At 55.7% G+C, this 23,223-nt stretch carries 20 protein-coding genes; 10 read left to right on the forward strand and 10 right to left on the reverse strand.

Annotation, left to right across the window (positions count from 1 at the left end; translation table 11 throughout):
- Positions 1-4: 4 nt before the first annotated feature.
- Positions 5-331, reverse strand: coding sequence for a thiosulfate sulfurtransferase GlpE (gene glpE, locus P6287_RS18005; RefSeq protein WP_008107933.1), 327 nt, complete (start codon positions 329-331; stop codon positions 5-7).
- A 228-nt stretch (positions 332-559) separates the two neighbouring features.
- Here glpE and glpD point away from each other — a divergent pair, with 228 nt between their 5' ends.
- Positions 560-2,068: a glycerol-3-phosphate dehydrogenase gene (glpD, locus tag P6287_RS18010; RefSeq protein ID WP_110867634.1), complete on the forward strand. Its 1,509-nt coding sequence runs from the start codon at positions 560-562 to the stop codon at positions 2,066-2,068.
- Between the two features lie 131 nt (positions 2,069-2,199).
- Here glpD and iolE read toward each other — a convergent pair whose 3' ends face one another.
- The 3 genes from iolE to iolD all read right to left on the reverse strand — a co-directional run bounded on the left by iolE (position 2,200) and on the right by iolD (position 6,178).
- Positions 2,200-3,096, reverse strand: a complete 897-nt coding sequence (gene iolE, locus P6287_RS18015) for a myo-inosose-2 dehydratase (RefSeq protein WP_192414812.1) — start codon at positions 3,094-3,096, stop codon at positions 2,200-2,202.
- 65 nt (positions 3,097-3,161) lie between these two features.
- The gene (locus P6287_RS18020) at positions 3,162-4,175 is read right to left on the reverse strand and encodes a Gfo/Idh/MocA family oxidoreductase (protein ID WP_217549901.1); all 1,014 of its coding nucleotides are present in this window, start codon (positions 4,173-4,175) and stop codon (positions 3,162-3,164) included.
- A gap of 68 nt (positions 4,176-4,243) precedes the next feature.
- Positions 4,244-6,178: a 3D-(3,5/4)-trihydroxycyclohexane-1,2-dione acylhydrolase (decyclizing) gene (gene iolD / locus P6287_RS18025; RefSeq protein WP_192414810.1), complete on the reverse strand. Its 1,935-nt coding sequence runs from the start codon at positions 6,176-6,178 to the stop codon at positions 4,244-4,246.
- 549 nt (positions 6,179-6,727) lie between these two features.
- Here iolD and iolC point away from each other — a divergent pair.
- Positions 6,728-8,641, forward strand: a complete 1,914-nt coding sequence (gene iolC / locus P6287_RS18030) for a 5-dehydro-2-deoxygluconokinase (protein ID WP_192414808.1) — start codon at positions 6,728-6,730, stop codon at positions 8,639-8,641.
- Between the two features lie 331 nt (positions 8,642-8,972).
- Positions 8,973-9,818, forward strand: a complete 846-nt coding sequence (locus tag P6287_RS18035; RefSeq protein ID WP_192414806.1) for a MurR/RpiR family transcriptional regulator — start codon at positions 8,973-8,975, stop codon at positions 9,816-9,818.
- An 83-nt stretch (positions 9,819-9,901) separates the two neighbouring features.
- Here the strand turns inward: P6287_RS18035 and iolB are convergent, their stop codons facing one another.
- From iolB to P6287_RS18050, 3 genes are all read right to left on the reverse strand, one after another.
- Positions 9,902-10,717, reverse strand: coding sequence for a 5-deoxy-glucuronate isomerase (iolB, locus tag P6287_RS18040; protein ID WP_192414804.1), 816 nt, complete (start codon positions 10,715-10,717; stop codon positions 9,902-9,904).
- Between the two features lie 24 nt (positions 10,718-10,741).
- The gene (locus P6287_RS18045; protein ID WP_192236963.1) at positions 10,742-12,247 is read right to left on the reverse strand and encodes a CoA-acylating methylmalonate-semialdehyde dehydrogenase; all 1,506 of its coding nucleotides are present in this window, start codon (positions 12,245-12,247) and stop codon (positions 10,742-10,744) included.
- A gap of 114 nt (positions 12,248-12,361) precedes the next feature.
- Complete coding sequence (locus tag P6287_RS18050; protein ID WP_277974186.1) at positions 12,362-12,544, reverse strand: hypothetical protein; 183 nt, start codon at positions 12,542-12,544, stop codon at positions 12,362-12,364.
- Between the two features lie 127 nt (positions 12,545-12,671).
- Here P6287_RS18050 and P6287_RS18055 point away from each other — a divergent pair, with 127 nt between their 5' ends.
- Complete coding sequence (locus tag P6287_RS18055; RefSeq protein ID WP_277974187.1) at positions 12,672-13,487, forward strand: TIM barrel protein; 816 nt, start codon at positions 12,672-12,674, stop codon at positions 13,485-13,487.
- Positions 13,488-13,702: 215 nt separating this feature from the next.
- Here the strand turns inward: P6287_RS18055 and P6287_RS18060 are convergent, their stop codons facing one another.
- On the reverse strand, positions 13,703-14,926 hold the full coding sequence (locus P6287_RS18060; RefSeq protein WP_277974188.1) for an MFS transporter: 1,224 nt from the start codon (positions 14,924-14,926) through the stop codon (positions 13,703-13,705).
- Positions 14,927-15,152: 226 nt separating this feature from the next.
- Here P6287_RS18060 and P6287_RS18065 point away from each other — a divergent pair, with 226 nt between their 5' ends.
- The 6 genes from P6287_RS18065 to P6287_RS18090 all read left to right on the forward strand — a co-directional run bounded on the left by P6287_RS18065 (position 15,153) and on the right by P6287_RS18090 (position 21,311).
- On the forward strand, positions 15,153-15,866 hold the full coding sequence (locus tag P6287_RS18065) for an ABC transporter ATP-binding protein (protein WP_101762698.1): 714 nt from the start codon (positions 15,153-15,155) through the stop codon (positions 15,864-15,866).
- Entirely contained in the window at positions 15,844-16,815 is a 972-nt protein-coding gene (locus tag P6287_RS18070; RefSeq protein ID WP_277974189.1) for an ABC transporter substrate-binding protein, read from the forward strand. The genes P6287_RS18065 and P6287_RS18070 overlap by 23 nt, the downstream gene beginning before the upstream one ends.
- 3 nt (positions 16,816-16,818) lie before the next feature.
- The gene (locus P6287_RS18075; RefSeq protein WP_277974190.1) at positions 16,819-18,468 is read left to right on the forward strand and encodes an ABC transporter permease subunit; all 1,650 of its coding nucleotides are present in this window, start codon (positions 16,819-16,821) and stop codon (positions 18,466-18,468) included.
- A 199-nt stretch (positions 18,469-18,667) separates the two neighbouring features.
- Positions 18,668-19,342 (forward strand): hypothetical protein, encoded by a 675-nt coding sequence (locus tag P6287_RS18080; RefSeq protein WP_110867645.1) that lies wholly within the window; start codon positions 18,668-18,670, stop codon positions 19,340-19,342.
- A gap of 213 nt (positions 19,343-19,555) precedes the next feature.
- Entirely contained in the window at positions 19,556-20,035 is a 480-nt protein-coding gene (tssD, locus tag P6287_RS18085) for a type VI secretion system tube protein TssD (RefSeq protein WP_101762703.1), read from the forward strand.
- Positions 20,036-20,264: 229 nt separating this feature from the next.
- Complete coding sequence (locus tag P6287_RS18090; RefSeq protein WP_101762704.1) at positions 20,265-21,311, forward strand: AI-2E family transporter; 1,047 nt, start codon at positions 20,265-20,267, stop codon at positions 21,309-21,311.
- A 76-nt stretch (positions 21,312-21,387) separates the two neighbouring features.
- Here the strand turns inward: P6287_RS18090 and P6287_RS18095 are convergent, their stop codons facing one another.
- Both P6287_RS18095 and P6287_RS18100 read right to left on the reverse strand, forming a co-directional pair.
- Positions 21,388-22,338: an ABC transporter substrate-binding protein gene (locus tag P6287_RS18095; protein ID WP_101762705.1), complete on the reverse strand. Its 951-nt coding sequence runs from the start codon at positions 22,336-22,338 to the stop codon at positions 21,388-21,390.
- Positions 22,339-22,349: 11 nt separating this feature from the next.
- On the reverse strand, positions 22,350-23,114 hold the full coding sequence (locus P6287_RS18100; RefSeq protein WP_277974191.1) for a class II aldolase/adducin family protein: 765 nt from the start codon (positions 23,112-23,114) through the stop codon (positions 22,350-22,352).
- Positions 23,115-23,223 lie beyond the last annotated feature (109 nt).

A 23,223-nucleotide genomic window follows, 5' to 3' on the forward strand; every position in this document is an offset into this window, starting at 1 on the left:
GGGCTCAGGCGTCGCCGAGGGCAACCTGCGCCGGGAATGCCGCGCGCCAGGCATCAAATCCGCCGTCAATGCTGTACGCCGCGCTGAATCCCTGGCCCAGCAGGAACTGCGCCGCGCCTTTGCTGCTGTTGCCGTGATAGCACATCACTAGCACCGGCAAAGCCTGATTGGCGTTGGCGATGAAATCCGCCAGATTGTCGTTGGTCAGGTGCTGCGCGCCCGCCGCGTGGCCCATCATAAAGCTCTGCGGATCACGGATATCCACCAGCTGCGCACCTTGTGCCAGATGCTCTTGCGCCTGCAGGACGTTAATACACTCGAAGGTTTCCATGGTGTCTCTCATTACTTCATCACAATTAGCGCCTAGTTTAACCTGAGAACGCGCCGCGATAACCTGACAAGTCCTGTGGTTATGTGATTTTTTTCCTGTCGGAATGTTAGCTATATCACGCAAAAATGTTTTTATTCAGTTAACCGCTGGCGTAGATGTTGGTTTCCGATTATTATTACGCTCGAAAACGAACATTTTAGAACTATTCCGAACATCGGAGGAGATGACGTGGAAACCAAAGACCTGATCGTGATCGGCGGCGGCATTAACGGAGCCGGCATTGCAGTGGACGCTGCAGGACGCGGACTGTCGGTGCTGATGCTGGAGGCGCGGGATTTGGCCTGTGCAACCTCCTCCAACAGCTCGAAATTGATTCACGGCGGCCTGCGCTACCTTGAACACTATGAATTCCGCCTGGTGGGCGAAGCGTTAGCAGAACGTGAAGTGCTGCTGAAAATGGCCCCGCACATCGCCTTCCCGATGCGCTTCCGTCTGCCGCACCGTCCGCATCTGCGTCCGGCGTGGATGATCCGTATGGGCCTGTTTATGTACGATCGCCTCGGCAAACGCACCACGCTGCCGGGTAGTAAGAGCCTGCGTTTTGGCGCGGATTCGGCCCTCAAGCCGGAGATCACGCGCGGATTCGAATATTCTGACTGCTGGGTTGATGATGCGCGAATGGTGGTACTCAATGCGCAGGAAGTGGAAAAACAGGGCGGCGAAGTACGCACCCGCACGCGCGTGACCCGCGCCTGGCGTGAAGCCGGTTTGTGGATGGTGGAAGCCGAAGATATCGACAGCGGTAAAACCTACACCTGGCGCGCCAAAGGTCTGGTCAATGCGGCTGGTCCGTGGGTAAAAGAGTTCTTCGACGATGGCCTTAAGCTGAAATCGCCGTACGGCATTCGTCTGATCAAAGGCAGCCACATCGTGGTACCGCGCGTCCATCGCGAAAAGCAGGCGTATATCCTGCAAAACGAAGATAACCGTATCGTGTTTGTGATTCCGTGGATGGATGAGTTCTCCATCATCGGCACCACCGACGTGGAGTACAAAGGCGATCCGAAAGACGTGAAAATCGATGACAACGAAATCAGCTACCTGCTGAACGTGTTTAATGGACACTTCAAACAGCAGCTGAGCAAAGATGACATCGTCTGGACTTACTCGGGCGTACGTCCGCTGTGCGATGACGAATCGGATTCGCCGCAGGCCATCACCCGTGATTACACGCTGGATGTGCATGACGACAATGGCCAGGCTCCGCTGCTGTCCGTGTTCGGCGGCAAGCTGACCACCTATCGTAAGCTGGCGGAACATGCGCTGGAGAAACTGACTAAATACTACCCGAATATCGGCCCGGCCTGGACCAAAAACGCGGTATTGCCGGGCGGGGATTTCTCCGGTTCACGCGAGGATTACACCGCCAGCCTGCGTCGTCGCTATCCGTTTATTAGCGAAGGTATGGCGCGTCACTTTGCGCGGACTTACGGTAGCCGCACCGAAGAGCTGCTGGCAGGCGCGAAGAGCATCGACGATCTGGGTGAAAACTTCGGTCACGAGTTCTACGAAGCCGAGCTGCGTTACCTGGTGAAAAACGAATGGGTACGCGAGCTGGATGATGCGATTTGGCGTCGTACCAAACAAGGTATGTGGCTGAACGAAGCCGAGCAGGCGCGCATTGCCGAGTGGCTGGCGGTCAACGCACAGAAACCGGCGTTGTCGTTAGCGTCATAATCTCAGCCAATTAAAAGGCCGTTATCCTGAAGGGATAACGGCCTTTTTTTATGGAAAACAGCGCGATAAATCGCGCCGCTACGAATGCGTGTACATCCCGTAGCGGCGCAATGCATTGCGAGCATTTGCCCTTATAACCCCGCATTCTCGCGGATGTACTTACGCGCTTTCACCGCATATTCGAACGGATTGGCCAACGCCGGATCCTGCTCCGCTTCCACCACCATCCAGCCTTTATAGCCGTAATCATCGAGGATTTTGAACACCGGTTTGAAATCGATCACGCCATCGCCCGGCACGGTGAAAGTCCCCTTCTTCACGCCATCCAGGAACGACAGCGATTTCTCACGCACTTCGGCTACCACGCTGTCGCGCACGTCTTTCAGATGCACGTGGAAAATACGCGGCAGATATTTGGTCAGCACATCCAGCATCGCCTGCTGTGAACCTTCGGAATAATAGATGTGGCCGGTATCGTACAGCAGGCCAACATTCTCATTGGTCGATTCCATAAAGCGATCGATCTCGGCTGGCGTCTGAATGCCGGTGCCCATGTGATGGTGCAGCGTCAAACGCATGCCTTTCTTCGCGGCGATCTCCGCCAGCTCGTTGTAGCCTTCTGCAGTTAAGCGCCACTCTTCATCGCTGAAAATCGGCTTCTGCTCCAGCACCGGCAGCGTGGTGCCCTGAATACTTTTGCTCTGCTCGGAGCAACCAATCACGCGCGCGCCCATCGCATGCAGGAAGTTCATGTGATGGGTAAATTCGTCGATGGTTTTCGCTTTGTCGCCGTTGGCGAAGAAGGTGCTAAACCAGGCGTTGCAGATCTGAATGCCACGGATATCCAGCATCGGCTTGAGAATCGCCGGGTCGCGCGGATATTTACTGCCCACTTCACTGCCGGTAAAACCCGCGAGCGCCATTTCACTCACGGTTTGCTGGAAGGTGTTTTCGCTGCCCAGCTCTGGCATGTCGTCGTTAGTCCAGCCGATTGGCGCGATCGCCAGTTTAACGTTGTCTTTGTTCATGGTGTTGTCCCTGATTCACAGAGGCGGCCGCTGAGCCGCCGAGGAGTATTTAGCGCACAGCTCAGTTATTTGGCGTAGAAATCCGGACGCGGCGGCATGGTTACCGGCTCAATCGCACCGCTGTTCTGCGCTTTGTGGCAGGCATCGGCGGCCACGGAAGCAGCAAAACCATCCCAGGCAGAAGGTCCGGTCAGTTGGCCGTCTTTCACGTCATTAATAAACGCTTGCAGCTCAACGTCATAAGCATCAATGAAACGGTCTTTCCAGTCGGTTAGCAGCGGCACGCCGAGACGCGCGTTTTTGCGCGTTTGGATCGCCGAAGGCTCCGGTAGCTTAGCGATGCCCTCTTCGCCCACTACTTCACACTGAATGTCGTAGCCGTACGCGCAGTTAACGAAGATCTCCACATCAATGCGGATGCCTTTCTGCGTTTCGAACAGCACGATCTGCGGATCTTTCAAATTGGCATGAGACTTCGACGTGGTGCGCGGGAACACCACCTGCACGGTTTTGTAGTCGTCTTCGGTCAGCCAGCGCAGCACGTCCAGCTCGTGAATCAGGGTGTTAGTGATCGCCATGTCGGTGGTGTAATTCTCGCCGACGCTCTGGTTGCGGTGCGCGCAATGCAGCATCAGCGGTTCGCCGATTTCACCGTCAGTGATCACTTTTTTTAGCGCGCGATAGCCGGCATCGTAAGGGCGCATAAAGCCCACTTGCACCAGACGTTTACCGTGTTTGATCTCGGCATCCACAATGCGACGGCAACCTTCAGCGCTCAGCGCCAGCGGCTTTTCACAGAACACCGGTTTGCCGGCCGCGATTGCCGCCAGCGTAAACTCTTCGTGGGTCGGATCCCAGGATGTCACCAGCACGGCGTCAACGTCTGGCGAGTTGATCACCTGATGACCATCCTGATACACCTCGGCTTCGATATTCAGACGTTGCAGCGCCGCGCGCGCCCCTTCCACGTTGATATCAGAAACCGCCACCACTTTGGCACCCTGCAAGACGTTATTGCAGCGACGAATGTGTTCCTGACCAATTGCACCGGTACCAATTACACCGAGTTTGAGCGTCATAATTACACCTGTAGAGTCGGATAAGTTAGGGTAAAACAAGGCCGGAGAGCTCCGGCCTAAAAGAGGTTTTAATACTTACGTGCTTGTTCGATATGCACGTTAAGGTTGTCGGCCACTTCTTGCGTGCGCGTTGACGTAGAGGTTTGCGCCACGCCGACGTGCCACCAGCTGAAGTATTTGTGCACCATGGTTTTTGGCAGCACTTTGATGTCGAACAGCACGGAAACGGTCTGCTTCTGCGCGTCGATCAACGCGGCTTCCAGCTGTTCCAGCGTGGTAATGCGGTAGGTTTTGCAGCCGTAACCGCCGGCGATCGCCGCGAAGTCCACCGGCACAAAGCCGCCATCCAGCTTGCCCCCTTCCGGATTACGGAAGCGGAACTCGGTGGTGAAGCTGTCCATGCCGTGTTCCATCTGCAGGTTGTTGATACAACCGTTGGTCATGTTATCCAGCAGCACCACGTTGATTTTCGCCCCTTCCTGAATCGACGTGACCAGCTCGGAGTGCAGCATCATGAACGAACCGTCGCCAACCATGACGTAGACTTCACGCTGCGGCTGCGCCAGCTTTACGCCCAGCGCGGCATTCACTTCATAACCCATACAGGAGTAGCCGTACTCAACGTGGTACGAGTTGTAATCTTTGGTGCGCCACACGCGCTGCAGGTCGCCCGGCAGACTGCCCGCTGCCGCGACAATCACCGCATCCTTTGGGAGTTGCTCGTTTAAGGCGCCCAGCACGCTGCTCTGCGTCAGCACCGATTTCGTCAGGCGCTCAAACTCGGCAAACAGCGCTTCGCGATCGGCGTGGTCGGCGATTTCCGGAATGAAATCGTCGGTGTTATAGGTGGCGGCATAGACGCGCTGCGTCTCTTTCAACAGCTTGCTTTGCGACAGCTCAATCTGGCCGCCCCAATGGTTTTCGAAACCTTGCAGCCCGCTTTCCAGCGCGGTTAAACCTTCACGCGCATCCGCCAGCAGCTGCACCGCATCCAGCTTGTAGCTGTCGAAGTTGCTGACGTTGAGGTTCAGATAGCTCACGTCCGGATTCTGGAAAATCCATTTCGACGCGGTGGTGAAGTCGGTGTAACGCGTACCGATACCAATCACCAGATCGGCCTCTTTCGCCAGCAGGTTGGCCGCCAGGCAGCCGGTTTCGCCCACGCCGCCGACATTGAGCGGGTGATCGGAAACGATGGTGCCTTTACCGGCCTGAGTTTCGGCAAACGGAATGTTGAAGCGCTCGGCAAATTTCAGCAGCGCATCCCCGGCATCGGAATATTTCAGGCCACCGCCGACAATGATCAGCGGCTTGTGTTTACGCGCAATCAGCGCCAGCGCATCTTCTAATTGCGCGGCAGTTGGCAAGCGGCGATCCAGACGATGCACACGTTTCTGGAAAAAGTATTCCGGGAAGTCCCAGGCTTCGCCCTGCACGTCCTGCGGCAGCGCAATCGTCACCGCGCCGGTTTCTGCCGGATCGGTCAACACGCGCAAGGCGTTGATGCAGGCAGTCATCAGCTGTTCCGGGCGGCTGACGCGATCCCAGTATTTGCTCACGGCGCGGAACGCGTCGTTGGTGCTGATGCTGAGATCGTGGCTCTGTTCGATCTGCTGCAATACCGGATCCGGTTGGCGCGTAGCGAACACATCGCCCGGCAGCAGCAGTAAAGGAATGCGGTTGGCGGTCGCGGTGGCAGCAGCGGTAATCATGTTGGCCGCGCCGGGACCGACCGATGAGGTACAGGCGATAATCTGACGACGCAGCGACTGCTTGGCAAAGCCAATAGCAGCGTGCGCCATGCCCTGCTCGTTACGGCCCTGATGCACCACCAGATCGCCGCTGTCCTGCTCCAGCGCCTGTCCCAATCCCAGCACGTTGCCGTGACCGAAAATGGCAAAAATGCCTTTCACAAATTTGGTTTCAACGCCGTCAACGTTCAGGTATTGGTTATCAAGAAATTTTACCAGCGCCTGTGCCGTGGTGAGTCTGATTGTGCCCATATGCTTCTTCCTTTACATGCTGGTACCTGCGGCGAGGTACATCGCGGTTCGGGTAAAAACTGCCGTTCACGGCGCCCGCGGATTAAGTGAAACGTGAGGCGATTATAAACAAATATTTTTTTCATTAAACACGATTACAGAAGAAACATTTCATTTTGCGATGGAGATCAAATTCAGCAATGAAACGTGGGCTGCGCAAGCCGCGAAAGGGGGAAAAGTGGAACAGTAACAGGTCATTTGCAGGTCATAACGAAATTTCATTTCACTTCAGTAGCTTCCTTGATTCGCCAGCACTTTCCTGAGACCTGGCTCACAAGCCTGACTATCACTGAAACTCCCGACGATTCAAACGCCGCTTTGCGGCCTGGTCAGAGTTTTACCTGGCTCACAAAATCGTGATGGATGTTTCATTTCATATTGAATTTGGAATTTTTATTCCTCATACTGCGACCAAAGCCAATCAGGCACCTTGAGAACCCGGAAGCAAAGCGCTCGACGTTGGGCGGCAGCGCCCGCAGTGTCTGCTTATCACAGAAGGAAACAATAGGTATGAGTACACAACAGAAGCGGCTTGATGTGATTTGTATCGGACGCATCGCCGTCGACCTCTACGGTCAGCAAATTGGATCACGCCTGGAAGATATGACCAGCTTCAACAAATATCTCGGCGGGTCTTCCGGCAACGTGGCCTACGGTACGGCGATCCAGGGCCTGAAATCGGCGATGCTGGCGCGCGTAGGTGACGAGCATAACGGCCGCTTTTTGCGTGAAGAGCTGCAACGTGCGGGCTGCAATACCGATGGCCTGATTACCGATAAGCAGCGCCTGACCGGGCTGGTGATCCTTGGGATCAAAGATGAAGAGAGCTTCCCGCTGATCTTCTACCGCGACAACTGCGCCGATATGGGGCTGGTGCCGGAAGATATTAACGAAGATTTCATCACCTCTTCACGCGCGGTCGCCGTCACCGGCACGCACCTTTCGCATCCGCAAACCCGCGCCGCCGTACTGAAAGCGCTGGATATCGCCAAACGCAACGGCCTGCGCACCGCGCTGGATATCGATTATCGTCCGGTACTGTGGGGATTGACCTCACTCGGCGACGGCGAAACGCGTTTCATTGAATCGGGCGAAGTGACGCAACAGCTACAGGAAGTGCTGCACTATTTCGATTTGGTGGTCGGAACGGAAGAAGAGTTCCATATCGCTGGTGGCAGCACCGATACGCTGACCGCGCTGAAAAATGTGCGTAAATCGAGCCAGGCCACATTAGTGTGCAAACGCGGTCCGCTGGGTTGCGTGGTGTTTGAGGGCGAGATCCCGGATAGTTGGGAACAGACCAAACTGCAGAGCGGCGTGCGCGTTGAAGTGCTGAACGTGCTGGGTGCCGGCGATGCCTTTATGTCTGGCCTGCTGCGCGGCTGGCTGAATGATGAAAGCTGGGAGCAAGCGTGCCGTTACGCGAACGCCTGTGGCGCGCTGGTGGTTTCGCGCCACGGCTGTGCACCGGCGATGCCGACCAAAGAAGAGCTGGATGATTTCCTAAGCCGCGATAAAGAGGTGAAACGTCCGGATCTTGATGTACGTCTCAATCACCTGCATCGCGTCACCACGCGTAAACAGCAGTGGCCAGAGCTGAATGTGTTCGCCTTCGACCATCGCAAACAGCTGGCTGATATGGCGCGCGAAGCGGGCGTCAGCGAAGCGCGCATCCCAGAATTGAAACTGCTGCTGCTGCGTGCCGCAGAAGAAGCGGCCAATGAAGCCGGCCTGAATGAAAAGAGCGGCATCCTCGCGGATACCACTTACGGCCAGAAAGCGCTGAACGCGATTACCGGTAAAAACTGGTGGATTGGGCGTCCAATTGAGCTGCCAAGTTCACGTCCGCTGCGTCTTGAGCACGGCAACATCGGCTCACAGCTGGTCGACTGGCCAGCCGAGCACGTGGTGAAATGTCTGGTGTTCTACCATCCGCACGACAGCGCGGAACTGCGTAAAGAGCAGGATGAGCTGGTGCTCGATGTGTGGAATGGCTGTAACAAGAGCGGGCACGAACTGCTGCTGGAGCTGATTCTGCCGGAGAGCAATCCGGACCGTGACGAATCCTACTATTACGACATGCTGAGCCACTTCTACAGCCTTGGCATTCAGCCAGACTGGTGGAAACTGCCGCCGCTGTCTGCCGAAAGCTGGCAGGCGATCAGCGGGTTGATCGAGCAGAACGACCCGCACTGCCGCGGCATTCTGCTGCTGGGCCTCGATGCCCCGGAAGAGACGCTGAAAGCTGGTTTCGCCGCCGCAGCGCAAGCGCCGTGGGTGAAAGGTTTCGCGGTAGGTCGCACCATCTTCGGCCAGCCGTCACGCCAGTGGCTGCAAGGCGAGCTGGATGATAAGGCGCTGGTTGAGACCGTGAAAGGGAATTACCTGCGGTTGATCGGCTACTGGCGCGCTGTACGCGGTTAAGTGCGAAGTTAGCTGGGAAAAAGCGGCCAATTGGCCGCTTTTTTGATTGTTCTCGCTGGCCCTCAACCTAGCCTTCTCCCGCCAGCGGGAGAAGGGACCGCTCCAGCAATTGTTGAGTAATGAACGCGATCCGGGGTACCGCACAAGACGGTTCCCTCGCCCGCTTGCGGGAGAGGGTTAGGGTGAGGGGAAAACCTGCATATTCTGTGAGGCATTTCATAAACCGATGAAATAAGCGTCACGATGATGTCAAACAAATGAAATTTTCCATCCATCTGGTACTATAGCGCTCATTATCCAGCCATATTTTCTTTTCTAGCGGGCCGAAGTAATGACCAATAATCCAACGCAATTAACCTTGTTACAGGACGAGATCCGTCGTCGCTATGAGACGCTGAGCAAACGCCTGAAGCAGGTGGCTCGTTATATCCTTGATAACAGTAACAGTATCGCTTTCGATACCGTTGCTTCCATCGCACAACATGCCGATGTGCCGCCCTCCACGCTGATCCGCTTTGCCAACGCCTTTGGCTTCAGCGGCTTCAACGAAATGAAACAGGTTTTCCGTCAGCACCTGATGGAAGAGACCGTTAACTATACCGAGCGCGCACGTCTGTTCCGCCAGACCGCCACTGACGACAGCGCCACTTCACCAGAGAGCCCGGCCGAAATTCTCAATGTCTTCACCATGGTGAATAGTCAGGCGCTGCAACAGCTGGCGATGCAGGTAAATCCGGACCAGCTCAACCGCGCGGTGAAAATGCTCGATGAAGCCGAGAACATCTACATCATCGGCCTGCGTCGCTCATTCAGCGTGGCATCGTATCTGGTGTATGCGCTGCGCCATCTGGAGCGTCGTGCGTTCCTGATCGACGGCCTCGGCGGCATGTTCACCGAGCAGCTGAGCATGGTGAACCCGAAAGACGTGGTGATCGCCATCAGCTATTCGCCATACGCGCGTGAAGCGGTGGAGTTGGTTGAGTTGGGTGCCAAACGTGGCGCGCATCTGATCGCCATCACCGACAGCCAGGTCAGCCCGCTGGCCGCCTTCAGCGATGTGTGTTTTGTGGTGCGTGAAGCGCAAGTGGATGGCTTCCGTTCGCAGGTCGCCTCGCTGTGTCTGGCACAGACACTTGCCGTGTCGCTGGCGCTGAACAACAACGTGGCCAGCGAATAAATACTCCGTAGAGTCGCCATTTATGGCGGCCACCAACTAAAAAGGCAGCCAAGTGGCTGCCCTTTTTTACGTTGGTACGCATGTTACGAACGCGGATACTGGTCGCTGTTCACCCAGGCGTGATCTTTCTCCCAGGTAAATTTCCACAGACGTTTTGGACCCGCCATCACGTTGAGATAGTAGTTATCGTACCCGGCAATGGTTGCCACCGGATGATAGCCACGCGGCACCGTCACCACATCGCGGTTATACGGCGCCATGCACTCGTCGAGGGAACGGTCGTCGGTATAAACGCGCTGCATGGCGAAACCTGGCTCAGGATCGAAACGGTGATAGTAGGTCTCTTCCAGATAGGTTTCGTCCGGGCTGTTTTTCTGGTCGTGCTTGTGGCTGGGGTACGAACTGGTCGCGCCTTCATCGGTGTAAACTTCCACCACCAGCAGACTGTCGGCCTCTTTATTGTCCGGCAGAATGTTGTGTACCAGACGCTGATTACGCCCTTTACCACGCTGCTCAACACCAACATCTTCCGGCGCAATCAGTCGCGCCGGCAGGTTGCCGCTGCTCGGTGCATTACACACCGCCAGCTCCAGATCGCTATCCGCATACACTTCCACTTCGTCGTTATGCGGTACGTAAACTGAGTAAGGCGGAGTGCGTTCAAACGGCGACAGACGCTTACCCAGATTCGGAAACTCGGCGTGACGGGTTTTCACCGACGCAAAGCCCGCCACCAGCACCAGACACAACTCTTTGTCGCCGCTAATCAGCTTCAGGCTCTGCCCTTTTTTCAGCAGATAGGCATCAAAGCCGACATATTCCCAGCCCGCGCTTTCCGGCGTGACGTGCTGGATGCGGCCGTTGCTGTCGGGTTTTTGCGCTTTCGAAATCAGAGACATCCTGTTCCTCCTTGTTGAGCGAAATTAGCCCAGCGTCGGCATGCTGAACTCAGATACGGTCTGCTGACCGCTCGGCCAACGCACGGTGGCGGTTTTCATGCGGGTGTAGAAACGCACGCCGTCTGGACCGTGCACGTTCAGCGCACCAAATACCGAACGCTTCCAGCCGCCGAAGCTGTGGAACGCCATCGGCACCGGAACCGGCACGTTAACGCCAACCATGCCAGCTTCGACGTTCTGCACGAACTCACGCGCGGTGTGGCCGTTGCTGGTGAAGATGGCGCTACCGTTACCGAATTCGTGGCTGTTAACCAGCTGCAGTGCGCTGTCGTAATCGCTGGAACGCATGATGCTCAGCACCGGCCCGAAGATCTCTTCGCGCCAGATGGTCATATCCGACGTCACATTGTCGAACAGCGTGCCGCCAACGTAGTAACCTTCTGCATGGCCAGCAACCTGGATGCCGCGGCCATCAACCACCAGCTTCGCGCCTTCCTGCTCACCTTTGTCGATGTAGCCCAGCACTTTCTTCTGGTGCGCAGCAGAAACCACCGGCCCCATTTCATTCTCTTCGGTACCTTTCTGGATGCCAGGACCGACGCGCAGCGCTTTGATCAGCGGCGTCAGACGCGCAATCAGTTTGTCTGCGGTGTCGTCACCCACGGCAACCACAACCGGCAGCGCCATGCAGCGTTCACCCGCTGAACCAAACGCGCCGCCCATAATGGCGTTCACGGTGGCATCGAGATCGGCATCGGGCATCACGATGGCGTGGTTTTTCGCCGCGCCAAACGCCTGCACGCGTTTACCGTGGGCGCTGGCAGTTTTATAGATGTGCTCCGCTACGCCGGAAGAACCCACGAAGCTGACTGCGGCGATGCGCGGATCTTTGTACAGCTGCTCGGCATCTTCGTTAGACGAATGCACCACGTTGAATACGCCATCCGGCAGGCCCGCTTCTTTCAGCAGTTCGGCCATGCGCACAGATGCGGAAGGATCCAGCGCCGGTGGCTTGAGGATAAAGGTGTTGCCGCACGCCAGCGCGATGGGGAACATCCACAGTGGCACCATCGCCGGGAAGTTAAACGGTGTGATACCGGCGACAACGCCGACCGGCTGCATCAGCGAATAGCTGTCAACGCCGGTGCCCACGCTCGGTGAGTTTTCACCTTTAATCAGATGTGGAATACCGCAGGCATACTCGATCACTTCGATACCGCGCGTCAGTTCACCCAGCGCATCGGACCACACTTTACCGTGCTCAGACACGATCAGTGCCGCCAGCTCTTCGCGATGTTTTTCCATCAGCGCTTTAAAGTTGAACATCACACGGGCACGACGCAACGGCGCGGTTTTCGACCATTCCGGGAAGGCGGCATGCGCGACTTCAATCGCCTTTTCCACTTCAGCAGCGGTGCTCTGCGTCAGTTCACGCACGACTTTGCCGGTCGCCGGATCGTACACGGGAATGGTTTCATTGCTGGCGCTGTGGGTAATTTTGCCGCCGATAAAGTTTCCTACGATAGTCATGTCGTTGCCTCTTAGATGTGAAGTTCCCTGCAGATAGCCCGTTCGAACCGCGACGCTGCGTGTGCAGGCAATACTTAAAGCGTGCTATGAAGCTATCGTAATGAAATGAATTTTTCAAATACTTCTTTTTAGAAAATTTCCTTTTAGCGGCATGGATCGCATTTTTTCCGCCTGCGCTGACAGCCGGGTGTAAATCAGCTCGTAGCGCTGCACTGCTGGCGCTAAAGGCTCGCCAAACCGCTCTGCCGCTAAGCCGTTGCCCGCACCGAATTTATGTCTGAAATCCAGCTTACCCATGCAACGCGAAACGAAATATGAAATTTTTGCGAGGCAGATCCAATATCTGATATTTCATAATTCAATAATAATGAAATAAATGTTCTCTTTGCAGCACCTAATCCGTATCCGTTTACAGGAGCCGCACATGGCCATCGATCCGACCCGTTTCTGTATTAACCGTAAAATTGCGCCCAAGCTAACGCTGGAAGCCTTCTTTCAGCTGGTGCAACGTCTGGGATTGAGCAAGGTTGAACTGCGTAATGACATGCAGAGCGGCAAGGTAACCGATGATCTCAGCGCGGCGCAGCTGCGCGCGCTAGCGGATAAGTACCACATTGAAATCGTGACGATTAACGCGCTCTATCCGTTTAACCGTGCCGATGAGTCGCTGCTGGCTAAAGCCGACGCGCTGCTACAGGAAGCTCAGGCCATCGGCGCAAAAGCGCTGGTGATGTGTCCGCTCAATGAAGGGATTGAGATTTCGCCCCAGCAGACGCTGGAAGCGCTACAGGTACTGGCACCGCGCTTTGAAAAGTATGGCATTCAGGGGCTGGTTGAACCGCTGGGCTTCCCGGTCAGTTCGCTGCGCTCGGCGGTGCAGACGCAGCAACTGATTCAGCAAGCAAAAGTCCCATTTAAGGTACTGCTCGATACCTTCCATCATCACCTGTATGAGAACGCCGAAAACGAGTTCCCGCAGGAGATTGATATCAACCATATTGGTCTGGTGCATTTATCCGGCGTGGAAGATACCCGCCCAACGGCGCAACTGACCGATGAAGAACGCATCATGCTCAGCGACCGCGATGTGCTGAACAGCGTGGCGCAGGTGAAACGTCTGGAGATGTTGGGCTATAAAGGCGTGTATGCCTTTGAGCCGTTTTCATCCGCGCTGGAGACGTGGAAGCCAGCAGACATTGAGCGCCAAATTCGCTACAGCATTGAGTTGCTGCAAGCCTAAACGAACCCTTATCTGTGTCTAAACAAGGCACTTTTGTTAGTGTTAGGCCTCGGTCGGAGGCCTTTTTTTCATACCCGTCATATTTTAAGCCATAGCTGCGTTGGCTGCCCGTGCTCACCCCAGTCACTTACGGGCGTAAGCTCCTGGGGATTCTCACGCTTGCCGCCTTGCTCTGACTTAAACTATTTAGGGTATGCCTGAGTTCAATAGCAAAATTATGCGTTCTCTTTAACCTCCACCATCGGCTCTTCCGGCATCCGCTTAATCATGCGCAGCGTGCAGAACAGCGCTAAACACACCAGCAGCGCGGTGAGGAAATAGACCAGCGACACGCCGGCATAACTCATGATGAAACCGGCGATCGGGCCGGTGATGCCCAGCGACAAATCCATAAACGCGGTATAGGTGGCGAGCGCGCTGCCCTGATTCTGCTGCGGCACCACTTTCACCGCCACCACGCCAATCGCCGGGAATACCAGCGAGAAACCCGCGCCGGTGAGGAACGCGCCCATCTTCGCCATCCACGGGTCGAATGAACCGGCCACCAGAAACAGGCCCATCGCTTCTACCGCAAAGCAGATACTCGCCACGCGCAAACCACCGAGCTTGTTGATGGCATTCGGAAACAGCAGACGCGTGCCGACGAACGCGGCGCTGAACATGGTCAACGCGAAGGCGGCGCCATCCCAACCTTTATCCTGATAAAACAGCGTGATAAAGGTGGCGATCACGCCAAATCCGGCGGAACCCATCGCCAGAATCAGGCCGAAACCGTACACCTTGCTCAGCACGTCACGGAACGGCAGCGGCTTAGCTTTGCTGCCTCTCACTGATGCGCGCGGCAGCGCCAGCGCAATTGCCAGTAAACAAATGGCAATGATGATGCTGGAGAGCAGCAGCAAGCCGCCGCTGCGGAAAATCACCACGCCGAGCGGCGCACCAATCGCCATCGCGCCATAGGTGACAATGCCGTTCCACGAAATCACCCGGCCAATATGCAGCGAACCGACGCGCGCCACGCCCCACAGTGAAGTGCCGGTGCCGGAAAAACTCTGTCCGATGCCGAGAATCACGCGCCCCAGACACAGCAGCACTAGGCTCAGCACGCTCTGCCCATCGCTGAGCGCCGACAGCAAAATACAGATGCCGCTCAGCAAGCATCCCACCAGCCCCAGCACCACCACTTTTTTCGGCCCCCACAGATCGGCATAGCGTCCCGCGTGTGGGCGACTGAGCAGCGTGGCGATGTATTGCAGGCTGATCACTAATCCGGCCCAGAAGGCGTTGTAGCCCAGTCCGTCATGGACAAAGCCGGGCAGCACCGCCAGCGGCAAGCCGATGGTGAGATAGCTGGCAAAGTTGAACTTCACGATGGAAAGGATCAGTAAATTGAGGCGAAAACGACCGTGTTCAGGTGCGGCGGCAGGCGAGTCAGGCATGAGTGATTGCGCTCGTGGGTGACGGAATTTTTATAACAAGAGGATAACTATACGCCATTTGGTTTTATCCGCATCAGTGAAATGCCCAGTTTTATGGTCATCATTTCGTCATATCGCACTCGTAGACTCGCCCCCAATCAAATCCCAAAGAGGATAACAATCTGATGACGCCCCTGATTTCTCAGGCGCGCGTGCGTAACGCTCACGCCTTCGCGCGAGGTGGCCGATGACGCATGCCGCGCTGCCTATTGAACTGAAAAATCTCAGATGGTCGGTGGATAACCTGACTATTCTGCACGATCTCTCCCTGACCATTCCCGCAGGCGAAATTCTGGCGCTGCTCGGCCCGAGCGGCTGTGGCAAAAGCACGCTGCTGAAACTGCTGGCGGGTTTGTTGCAGCCCACCGCCGGCGAACTGTGGATCGGCCAACGCTGCGTGGCCTCACCGCGCCACTGTGATGCGCCGGAAAAACGTAACCTTGGCATGGTGTTTCAGGATTACGCGCTGTGGCCGCACATGTCGGTGGCGCAAAACGTCGCCTTTCCGCTGCGTATGCGCGGCATGAAAAAAGCCGCCGCGCGGCAACAGGCCGATGCCGCACTGGCGCAGGTGGGCCTTGAGGATTTTGGCGATCGCAAACCGGCGCTGCTTTCAGGCGGCCAGCAGCAGCGCGTGGCGCTGGCGCGGGCGCTGGTGGCGAAACCGGCCATTCTGCTGTTCGACGAACCGCTCTCCAACCTCGACCGCGACCTGCGTGAAACTCTGGTTCACACCATGGCGGATTTGCTGCGCGCGGCGCGCATCACCGCTGTTTACGTTACGCACGATCGCGACGAAGCCAACACGCTGGCCGACCGCATCATTCACCTGGCGCAGGGCCAGATTGTTTCCGTTACTCACCTCTCAGGGGACTGCAATGCCATCTCTCAAGTCAGTTAAAACAGGAGCCATCAGCGCGATGATGTTGACTTCCGCCATCATGATCAACGACGCCCAGGCGCTGACGGTATACACCGCCGGTCCGGGTTCGCTGTCGAAAAGTCTTGCCGCCGGATTTGAAAAACAGACCGGCATCAAAGTGAATATTTTCCAGGCCACCACCGGCAAAGTGATGGCGCGTCTGGAAGCGGAACAGGCCAATCCGCAAGCCGACGTGCTGATCTCGGCTTCGTGGGATACCGCCGAAGATCTGCAACAGCGCGGCTGGCTGCTGCCGTTCAACAGCGCCAACGCGGCGAAGGTGCCGAATCAGTTCAAAACCGCCAACTATGTCGCGCAGGGCATTTCCGCGCTCGGCATCGTGTGGAATACGCAAAGCAACACGCCAGAGCCGAAAACCTGGCAGGATCTCACCGCGCCCGCCTTCAAAGATAACGTCACCACGCCGGATCCGGCGCTGTCTGGCGCGTCACTCGATCTGCTGATTGGCCTGCAAAACAGCGAAGGCGAAAAAGCCTGGCAGCTGTTTGACCAGCTGAAAGCCAACGGCATGGTGATGAGCGGCCCCAACGCGCAGGCGGTGACGCCGGTGCTGCAAGGCGCGAAAGCGGCGGTGTTTGGCGCGGTCGATTACGTCACCTATAACAACATCGCGCAGGGCGAGAGCGTGAAGGTGATCTTCCCGGAAAACGGTACCGTGGTCGCACCGCGTCCGATGATGATCCTGAAAAGCAGCCAGCACCCAGACGATGCGAAAAAGTTCGTTGATTACGTGCTGTCAGATGAAGGTCAGGAGCAAGTGGCGAAAGCCTGGCTGATGCCGGCGCGTACCGATATCAAAGCGCAACGTCCGCTGTTTACCGAGATCAAGTTATTGCCGACTAATCAGGATGGCAGCAGCGAACGTTCGGCGGTGCTAAAGCGCTTTGGCGTCCTGTTCGGACAGTAAGCGATGTCGCGTGCCCTGAATGGCGTGATTCTGCTGGCGTTATTGCTGCTGGTGGCGCTGCCGCTGCTGTTTATCGTGCTGCAAGCGTTGTTTCCCTACTTAGGTGAAGGCAGTTGGCGCGGCGCTTTTAGTGCTTTTCCGGCGCTGCTGGACGATCCGCAGCTGGCAGCGATGTGGCTGGGCACGCTGAAAATCGGCGGCGGCGTGGCGCTGTGCAGTTTGCTGCTGGGCTTGCCGCTCGGCGCACTGCGCGGCCTGTTCCGCTTGCCGGGCGCGGCGCTGTGGGATCTGCTGTTTCTGATCCCCTTTTTGACGCCGCCCTATATTGTGGCGCTGTCATGGACGCTGGCGCTGCAACGCAACGGATATATCGAACAACTCACCGGCATCAACTTCGACAGCCTGCTGTTTAGCAGCAGCGGCATGATTGGCGTGATGACGCTGAACATCTTCCCGGTGGTCTATTTCGCGGTGTCGCGTTCGCTGCTGGCCAGCGGGCAACGTCTCGCCTGGGTGGCGCGCGTGCATGGCGCATCGGCGTGGCGCGGCTTCTGGCACATCACCTTGCCGCTCACCTTACCGGCATTGGCGGGCGGCGTGCTGTTGGCGTTTACGCTGGCGATTGAGGAGTACGGCGTGCCTGCGGCGCTCGGTGCGCAGGCGAAGATGACGCTGATGACCGTCGGTATTGAAACCAAACTCGCCGACTGGCCGATCGATCTGCCTGGCGCGGCGTCGCTGTCACTGATGCTGAGCCTGATGGCGCTCACGGCGTGGCTGCTGCAGCGCAAACTGACCGGCAGCAGCGATGTGACGGCGGTTGGTGGCAAACCGGTGAGTCAGGAACTGGCGCATGCGGGACGCTTACAAATCTTAATGCTGCTGCCGTTTGCTGTCACCGTGCTGCTGGCGGTGGTGCTGCCGCTCGGCGCGATGACCCTGAGCGGCTTGCTGAATACGCTCTCTGGCGGATTACATCTGAGTAATCTGACGCTACGCCACTTCGGCGCGCTGTTCAGCCAGCAAGGCGATGCGCTGGCGGCCTTCTCCACCAGCATTGGCCTGTCGTTCGGCGCGGCGCTGCTGACCGGCGCGCTGGGTTTTCTGATCGCCTGGCGCGTATCAGAAGGGAAAACCCGTTTGCTGGCAATGATGGATGGCCTGGCGCTGCTGCCTGCGGCGATGCCCGGCGTGGTGGTGGGCGTGGGGTTGATTCTGCTGTGGAACCGCGGTTTCTGGCCGGTTTCGCCCTACAACACGATGTTTATTCTGTTGCTGTCGTACAGCTGTTTGCTGCTGCCGTGGCCGGTGCGTTATGTCAGTAGCGCGCTGCGCCAGCTGGCACCCACGCTGCAACCGGCGGCGCGCGTGCACGGCGCATCACGTGTGCAGGCGCTGCGTCTGATTGTGCTGCCGCTAGTCGCGCCCAGCTTGCTGGCGGCGATGATGATGGTGTTTGCCGTAGCGTCGCGTGAGCTGGTGACATCGCTGCTGCTGGCTCCGGCAGGCACGCAAACCGTGGCGATCTTTATCTGGCGTCAGTTCGAACAGGGCTCGGTGGGACAAGGTATGGCGATGGCCACGCTGACGCTTTGCGCCAGTTTGAGTTTGATGTTGGCGGCCACGGTGCTAATGCGGCGTCATGAAAAATAGTCATACATACCGTAGCGGCGTGATTCATCACGCATAAATAGGACCTTGATGATTAAAATTATTTAAGCTGTGATTGTGGGTTTAACTGTCATCTTATCCACATTTTTTAAAACCCATGTCCGTGCGGCATTGACCTTACACTTTAAATGGGTAAATTGTAGTTTCGACTAGGGATGATTTCTAACCGTAAGGAAACGGCATGTATCACAGTGATTTGATACTCAAGGGCATCAAAGCCGATGAGTTGATGGCGTCACAGCTTGAAAAAGCTCTTATAGGTGTAAAAGACCAGGTACTTCAGCAAGCCAGTAAAATTGGCGACGGAGCAACACGCTTGGTGTATTACACATCTTGCTTCACCGATAACTATCAAGATGTCTGTGCAAAGCTAAAAGAAGAAGACTTGCGCTTCCTGGATGGCATTGCCGAAGTGGTCAAAAGACGTGACATTATCTATAGGCTGGTTCACATCTATTTTGAAGAAATTTTCAGATTCAAAACACGCGAACAACTTTCAGCAATCAATTCCGGTTTATTAAAAGCAGGCGTGATCATCTCCTCTAACACACTAAACAATCAGACTTTTATCATTGGAATAACAACAGCTGTTTGCCTTGGCATAGGCTTTAACTCATCCATCGTCGCCTGGACAGGAAAGACCGCCGCGCTAACTGTTACCGGGCTAGGGCTATACGGCATCGTACAACAAGCTGCTGATAGTGCTGAAAGGCTTAGGCTGCAAGCGCCGATGTATTATCAAGCCCTGCACATGCAAAGACTCGAAATGATGTATTTCCTCGTCGAGCCGACTTTTATGAAAGCTCAAGCATTTGAGAGTGACATTACCAACGCAATAATTAACATGGTGAAGTAGGCATGCGTAATTTTCTAAAACAATGGTTAAAGGCGCAGGCATCATATTTCTTTTGGGGCTACGTTCCGCTTGTTTTAATTATTACTTTCGGTGTTTTTGCAGTAACGTACTTTCGCCCCTACGCACTTCAGGCCATAGGGGTTTTGATAATCATTACCTTTGCGTTTGTTGTCTGGTTTAACCGCCCTCGTTAAAATTAAAAGGAACTTAACTATGTCAACTCCAGCTCATTTATGGCTAACAGATGAAAACGGATCCCCTATCGCGGGTGGATGCCTGATGCCTACACGACTCGGCTCAATTGAAATGCGCACTCTAACGCATAACATATCGGTTCCAGCCGACAGACATACCGGAAAGTTAACAGCAGCAAGAATCCATGCCCCAATAGTTTTCCAGAAAGAATTTGACCAGACGACGCCATTATTATTTCGCGCGCTGTGTCAGGGCAGAATACTTAAATCAGCCACGATAAAAATGTATAGAATTAATGAGGCAGGAATTGAAACAGAATACTTTAACATTGTTCTTGAAAACGTAAAAATAACCAGCATTACTCCATCACTCGTACCAGCAGGCATAGCAAGCACACATATGGAAAATGTCGAGATTCGTTATGAAACTATTATGTGGAAATACGTCGATGGAAATATTCAGTTTAAAGATGGTTGGAATGAACGAATGATCGCTTAATTAAATAGCTAACACCTTACCTTGCTCGCTGTTTGTCTGTGCCGATGTTTAAATAAGTATTGATGTCGGCACGGTAAGCCGAGGTGTGAAAATTCCACAGCTACCGCTTGACGTTCATGCAGGTAGCTACGGATGTTGCGTGTTGTAAAAATTTCTCTTTATCTTAAAAAACAGATGGTTAATTTTCATCAACTACACTCTCCTGAGAAATTTTGTCTCAGGAGAGAGAATGAATAACCTGCTTCAGGAAAAAATTGGCCAGAACATCCTGGTAAAACTGGCGATGCTGGTGATTATTCTGGCGGGCATTCGCGCCGCCTCGGACATTCTGGTGCCCTTCTTACTCGCCAGCTTTTTAGCTATTGTGCTCAATCCGCTGGTTACGATGCTAATGCGACGCGGCGTCAAACGTGGCCTGGCGATTACGCTGGTGATCACCGTGATTTTTATCGTCGTACTGTTACTCATTGCTGTACTCGCCAGCTCGGCCAGTGACTTCAGCGATACCTATCCGCAAATCCGCGCCATGCTGGAGCAGAAACTGGCGGTGGTGCAACATTTTGCCGCGCGTTTTCATATCAACATCTCTACCGAAGCGCTGGCTGCGCGCCTCGATCCCAACGTGGTGATGGATATGGCAACATCAGTGCTAAAACAGCTGTCCGGCGCGATGACCAACGTCCTGCTGCTGATCCTCACCGTGGTGTTTATGCTGTTTGAAGTGCGTCATCTGCCGTACAAGATGCGCAATGCGATGGTTAATCCACAAATCCGCATCGCCGGTCTGCACCGTGCGCTGAAAGGTGTGACGCACTATCTGGCACTGAAAACCCTGGTGAGTTTGATTACCGGCGTGGCCGTTTGGCTGTCGCTGCTGCTCCTCGGCGTGAAGTTCGCGCTGTTCTGGGGCGTGGTGGCGTTCATCCTTAATTTCATCCCCAACATTGGCCCGATCATCGCCGGTATTCCGCCATTTATTCAGGCGCTGGTGTTAAATGATATTTATGACGCCATGCTGGTGGCGGCGCTGTTCAGCGCGATTCATATGGTGTTCGGCAACATGCTAGAGCCAAGATTGATGGGGCGCGGGCTGGGACTCTCGACGCTGGTGGTGTTTCTGTCGTTGATTTTCTGGGGCTGGCTGCTGGGTCCGGTCGGCATGTTGCTGTCGGTGCCGCTCACCAGCGTGACCAAGATTTTGATGGAAACCACGCCGGGCGGAAGCCGATTGGCGATTATGTTGGGTAATGGACGGCCGGGTAAACGGGCGCGTTAAGGCTCTTTTACTCAAGGTCGCGCAATAAATTGCGCCGCTACAGATTCAGTGCATGCCGTAGCGCCGTGATTTTACGTTATTGCGTTTGAAACACGCTGTTGTCGGTAATCGCCTGTACATCAACTTTGTTTGGCAGGATATTCAACTCGCTAAACAAGTCCGACACCTTCTGCACCTTTGCCACATCATCCGGCGTCACGCCACGTACACCGTGGGAAATACGCGCAGTAATCTGCTGCGCGTCCGCCGGTTGCAGGCGCGTTAACTGCGCATATACCTCGTTATACTGCTGCGGATGCGCCAGCGCCCACTCGCGCGCTTTGGCCAGACGATGGGTGAAATCCGCAATCGCCGCGCGCTTCGCGGGATCGTCGAGCGAGCTTTGCGTGGCGGTGACAAACGACAGCGCGGTTGTCAGCCCTTTGCCGTCACGCAGCAGACGCGCGCCATGCTTTTCCGCAATACCTAAATAGGGATCGAAGGTCGCCCATGCGGTAATCTGCCCGGAGTTAAACGCCGCGCTGGCGTCGGTTGGCAACACAAAACGCACCGGCACCGTATCACGTGGCACTTTCGCCTCTTCCAACGCCTCATACAGCAAGTGCTGCGAGATACTGCCGCGCGCCGACGAGACGACAACCTGCTTGCCAGCCAAATCTTTCACGCTGTGGATCGGCGAATCGGCGGGGACGATCAGCCCGTTCGAACCGGCGTCACCGACGTTAGTGGCGATGATCTTCAGCGGTACGCCGCCCGACGCCGCCATCAGCACCGGTAAATCGCCAGCGTACGAGGTATCGACCGCACCCGCACGCTGCGCTTCAAACAGCGGCGCCGCGCCCTGGAAATTCGCCCAGCGATAGTGATAAGGCGCGTCTTTCATGACATCTGCCGCTTCGATCAGCGAACGCAGATTGCGTGCCTGATCGCCCAGCACCAGCGTGACTTTACTCAAATCAGGCGCCGCCTGACTGCCAAATGCCGCGCACAGCAGCAGCGCAGAAACTACCGGTTTTAGCCATTTCATCGGGGAGATTCTCAGAGTGCGTTGCGGTTGAGCTGGCGGATGTAAGCATCCCAGTGCAGCTGATATTTGCGATTGCGGATGCTGTTATCAAACGCCTGCGCGGCTTTCTCGGAAACGGCGTCCGGCAAAATGATCAGATCCGCGCCACCCGATTGTGCCGCCAACTGTGCCTGGCAGGCGCGCTCGAGGTAATAGAGGTTATAGAAAGCTTCTTCAATGCTGCCGCCGCTGGTCAGCAGGCCGTGATTGCGCAGGATCAGCGCGTTAAGATCGCCGAGATCGGCAACGATGCGCTGCTGCTCGTCGAGCTCCAGCGCGATACCTTCGTAATCGTGATAGCCGAGGCGATTATGGAAACGCGTGCTGTGTTGCGAAATCATCAGCAGGCCGTTTCGCTGCGCTGAAACGCCAATGCCGGCCGCGGTGTGCGTATGCAGCACCGCATGGGCATCTGGCCGCGCGCGGTGAATCGCGCTGTGAATAACAAACCCGGCAAGGTTAATTCCCAGCCCGGTTGGGTCGTCAATAATATTGCCGTCGATGTCGATTTTAACCAGCGTTTCCGCCTGGATTTCATCGAAGGTTTGCCCGAAAGCGTTGATAAGAAAGTGCGGCTGATCGCCCGGTACGCGCAGGGAAAAATGGGTGTAAATATGGTCGGTCCAGCGTAGCTTCGCCGCCAGATGATAAGCCTGCGCCAGTTTGATGCGCGCCTGCCATTCGCCTTCGCTGATGCGCTGCCGTAATGATGTGACATCCAGGGTTTCCGTGCTCATTTCCGCTCCTCATTTCAGGTCAATGTGCTTACCTAACATCGTGGCATAGCGTTTTTGCCGCTGGGAAATGCCAATAACGGCAAAACAATGTCATTAAACGCAAAGTGAG

It is taken from the genome of Pantoea sp. X85 (assembly GCF_029623675.1).
Classification (GTDB): Bacteria; Pseudomonadota; Gammaproteobacteria; order Enterobacterales; family Enterobacteriaceae; genus Pantoea; species Pantoea leporis.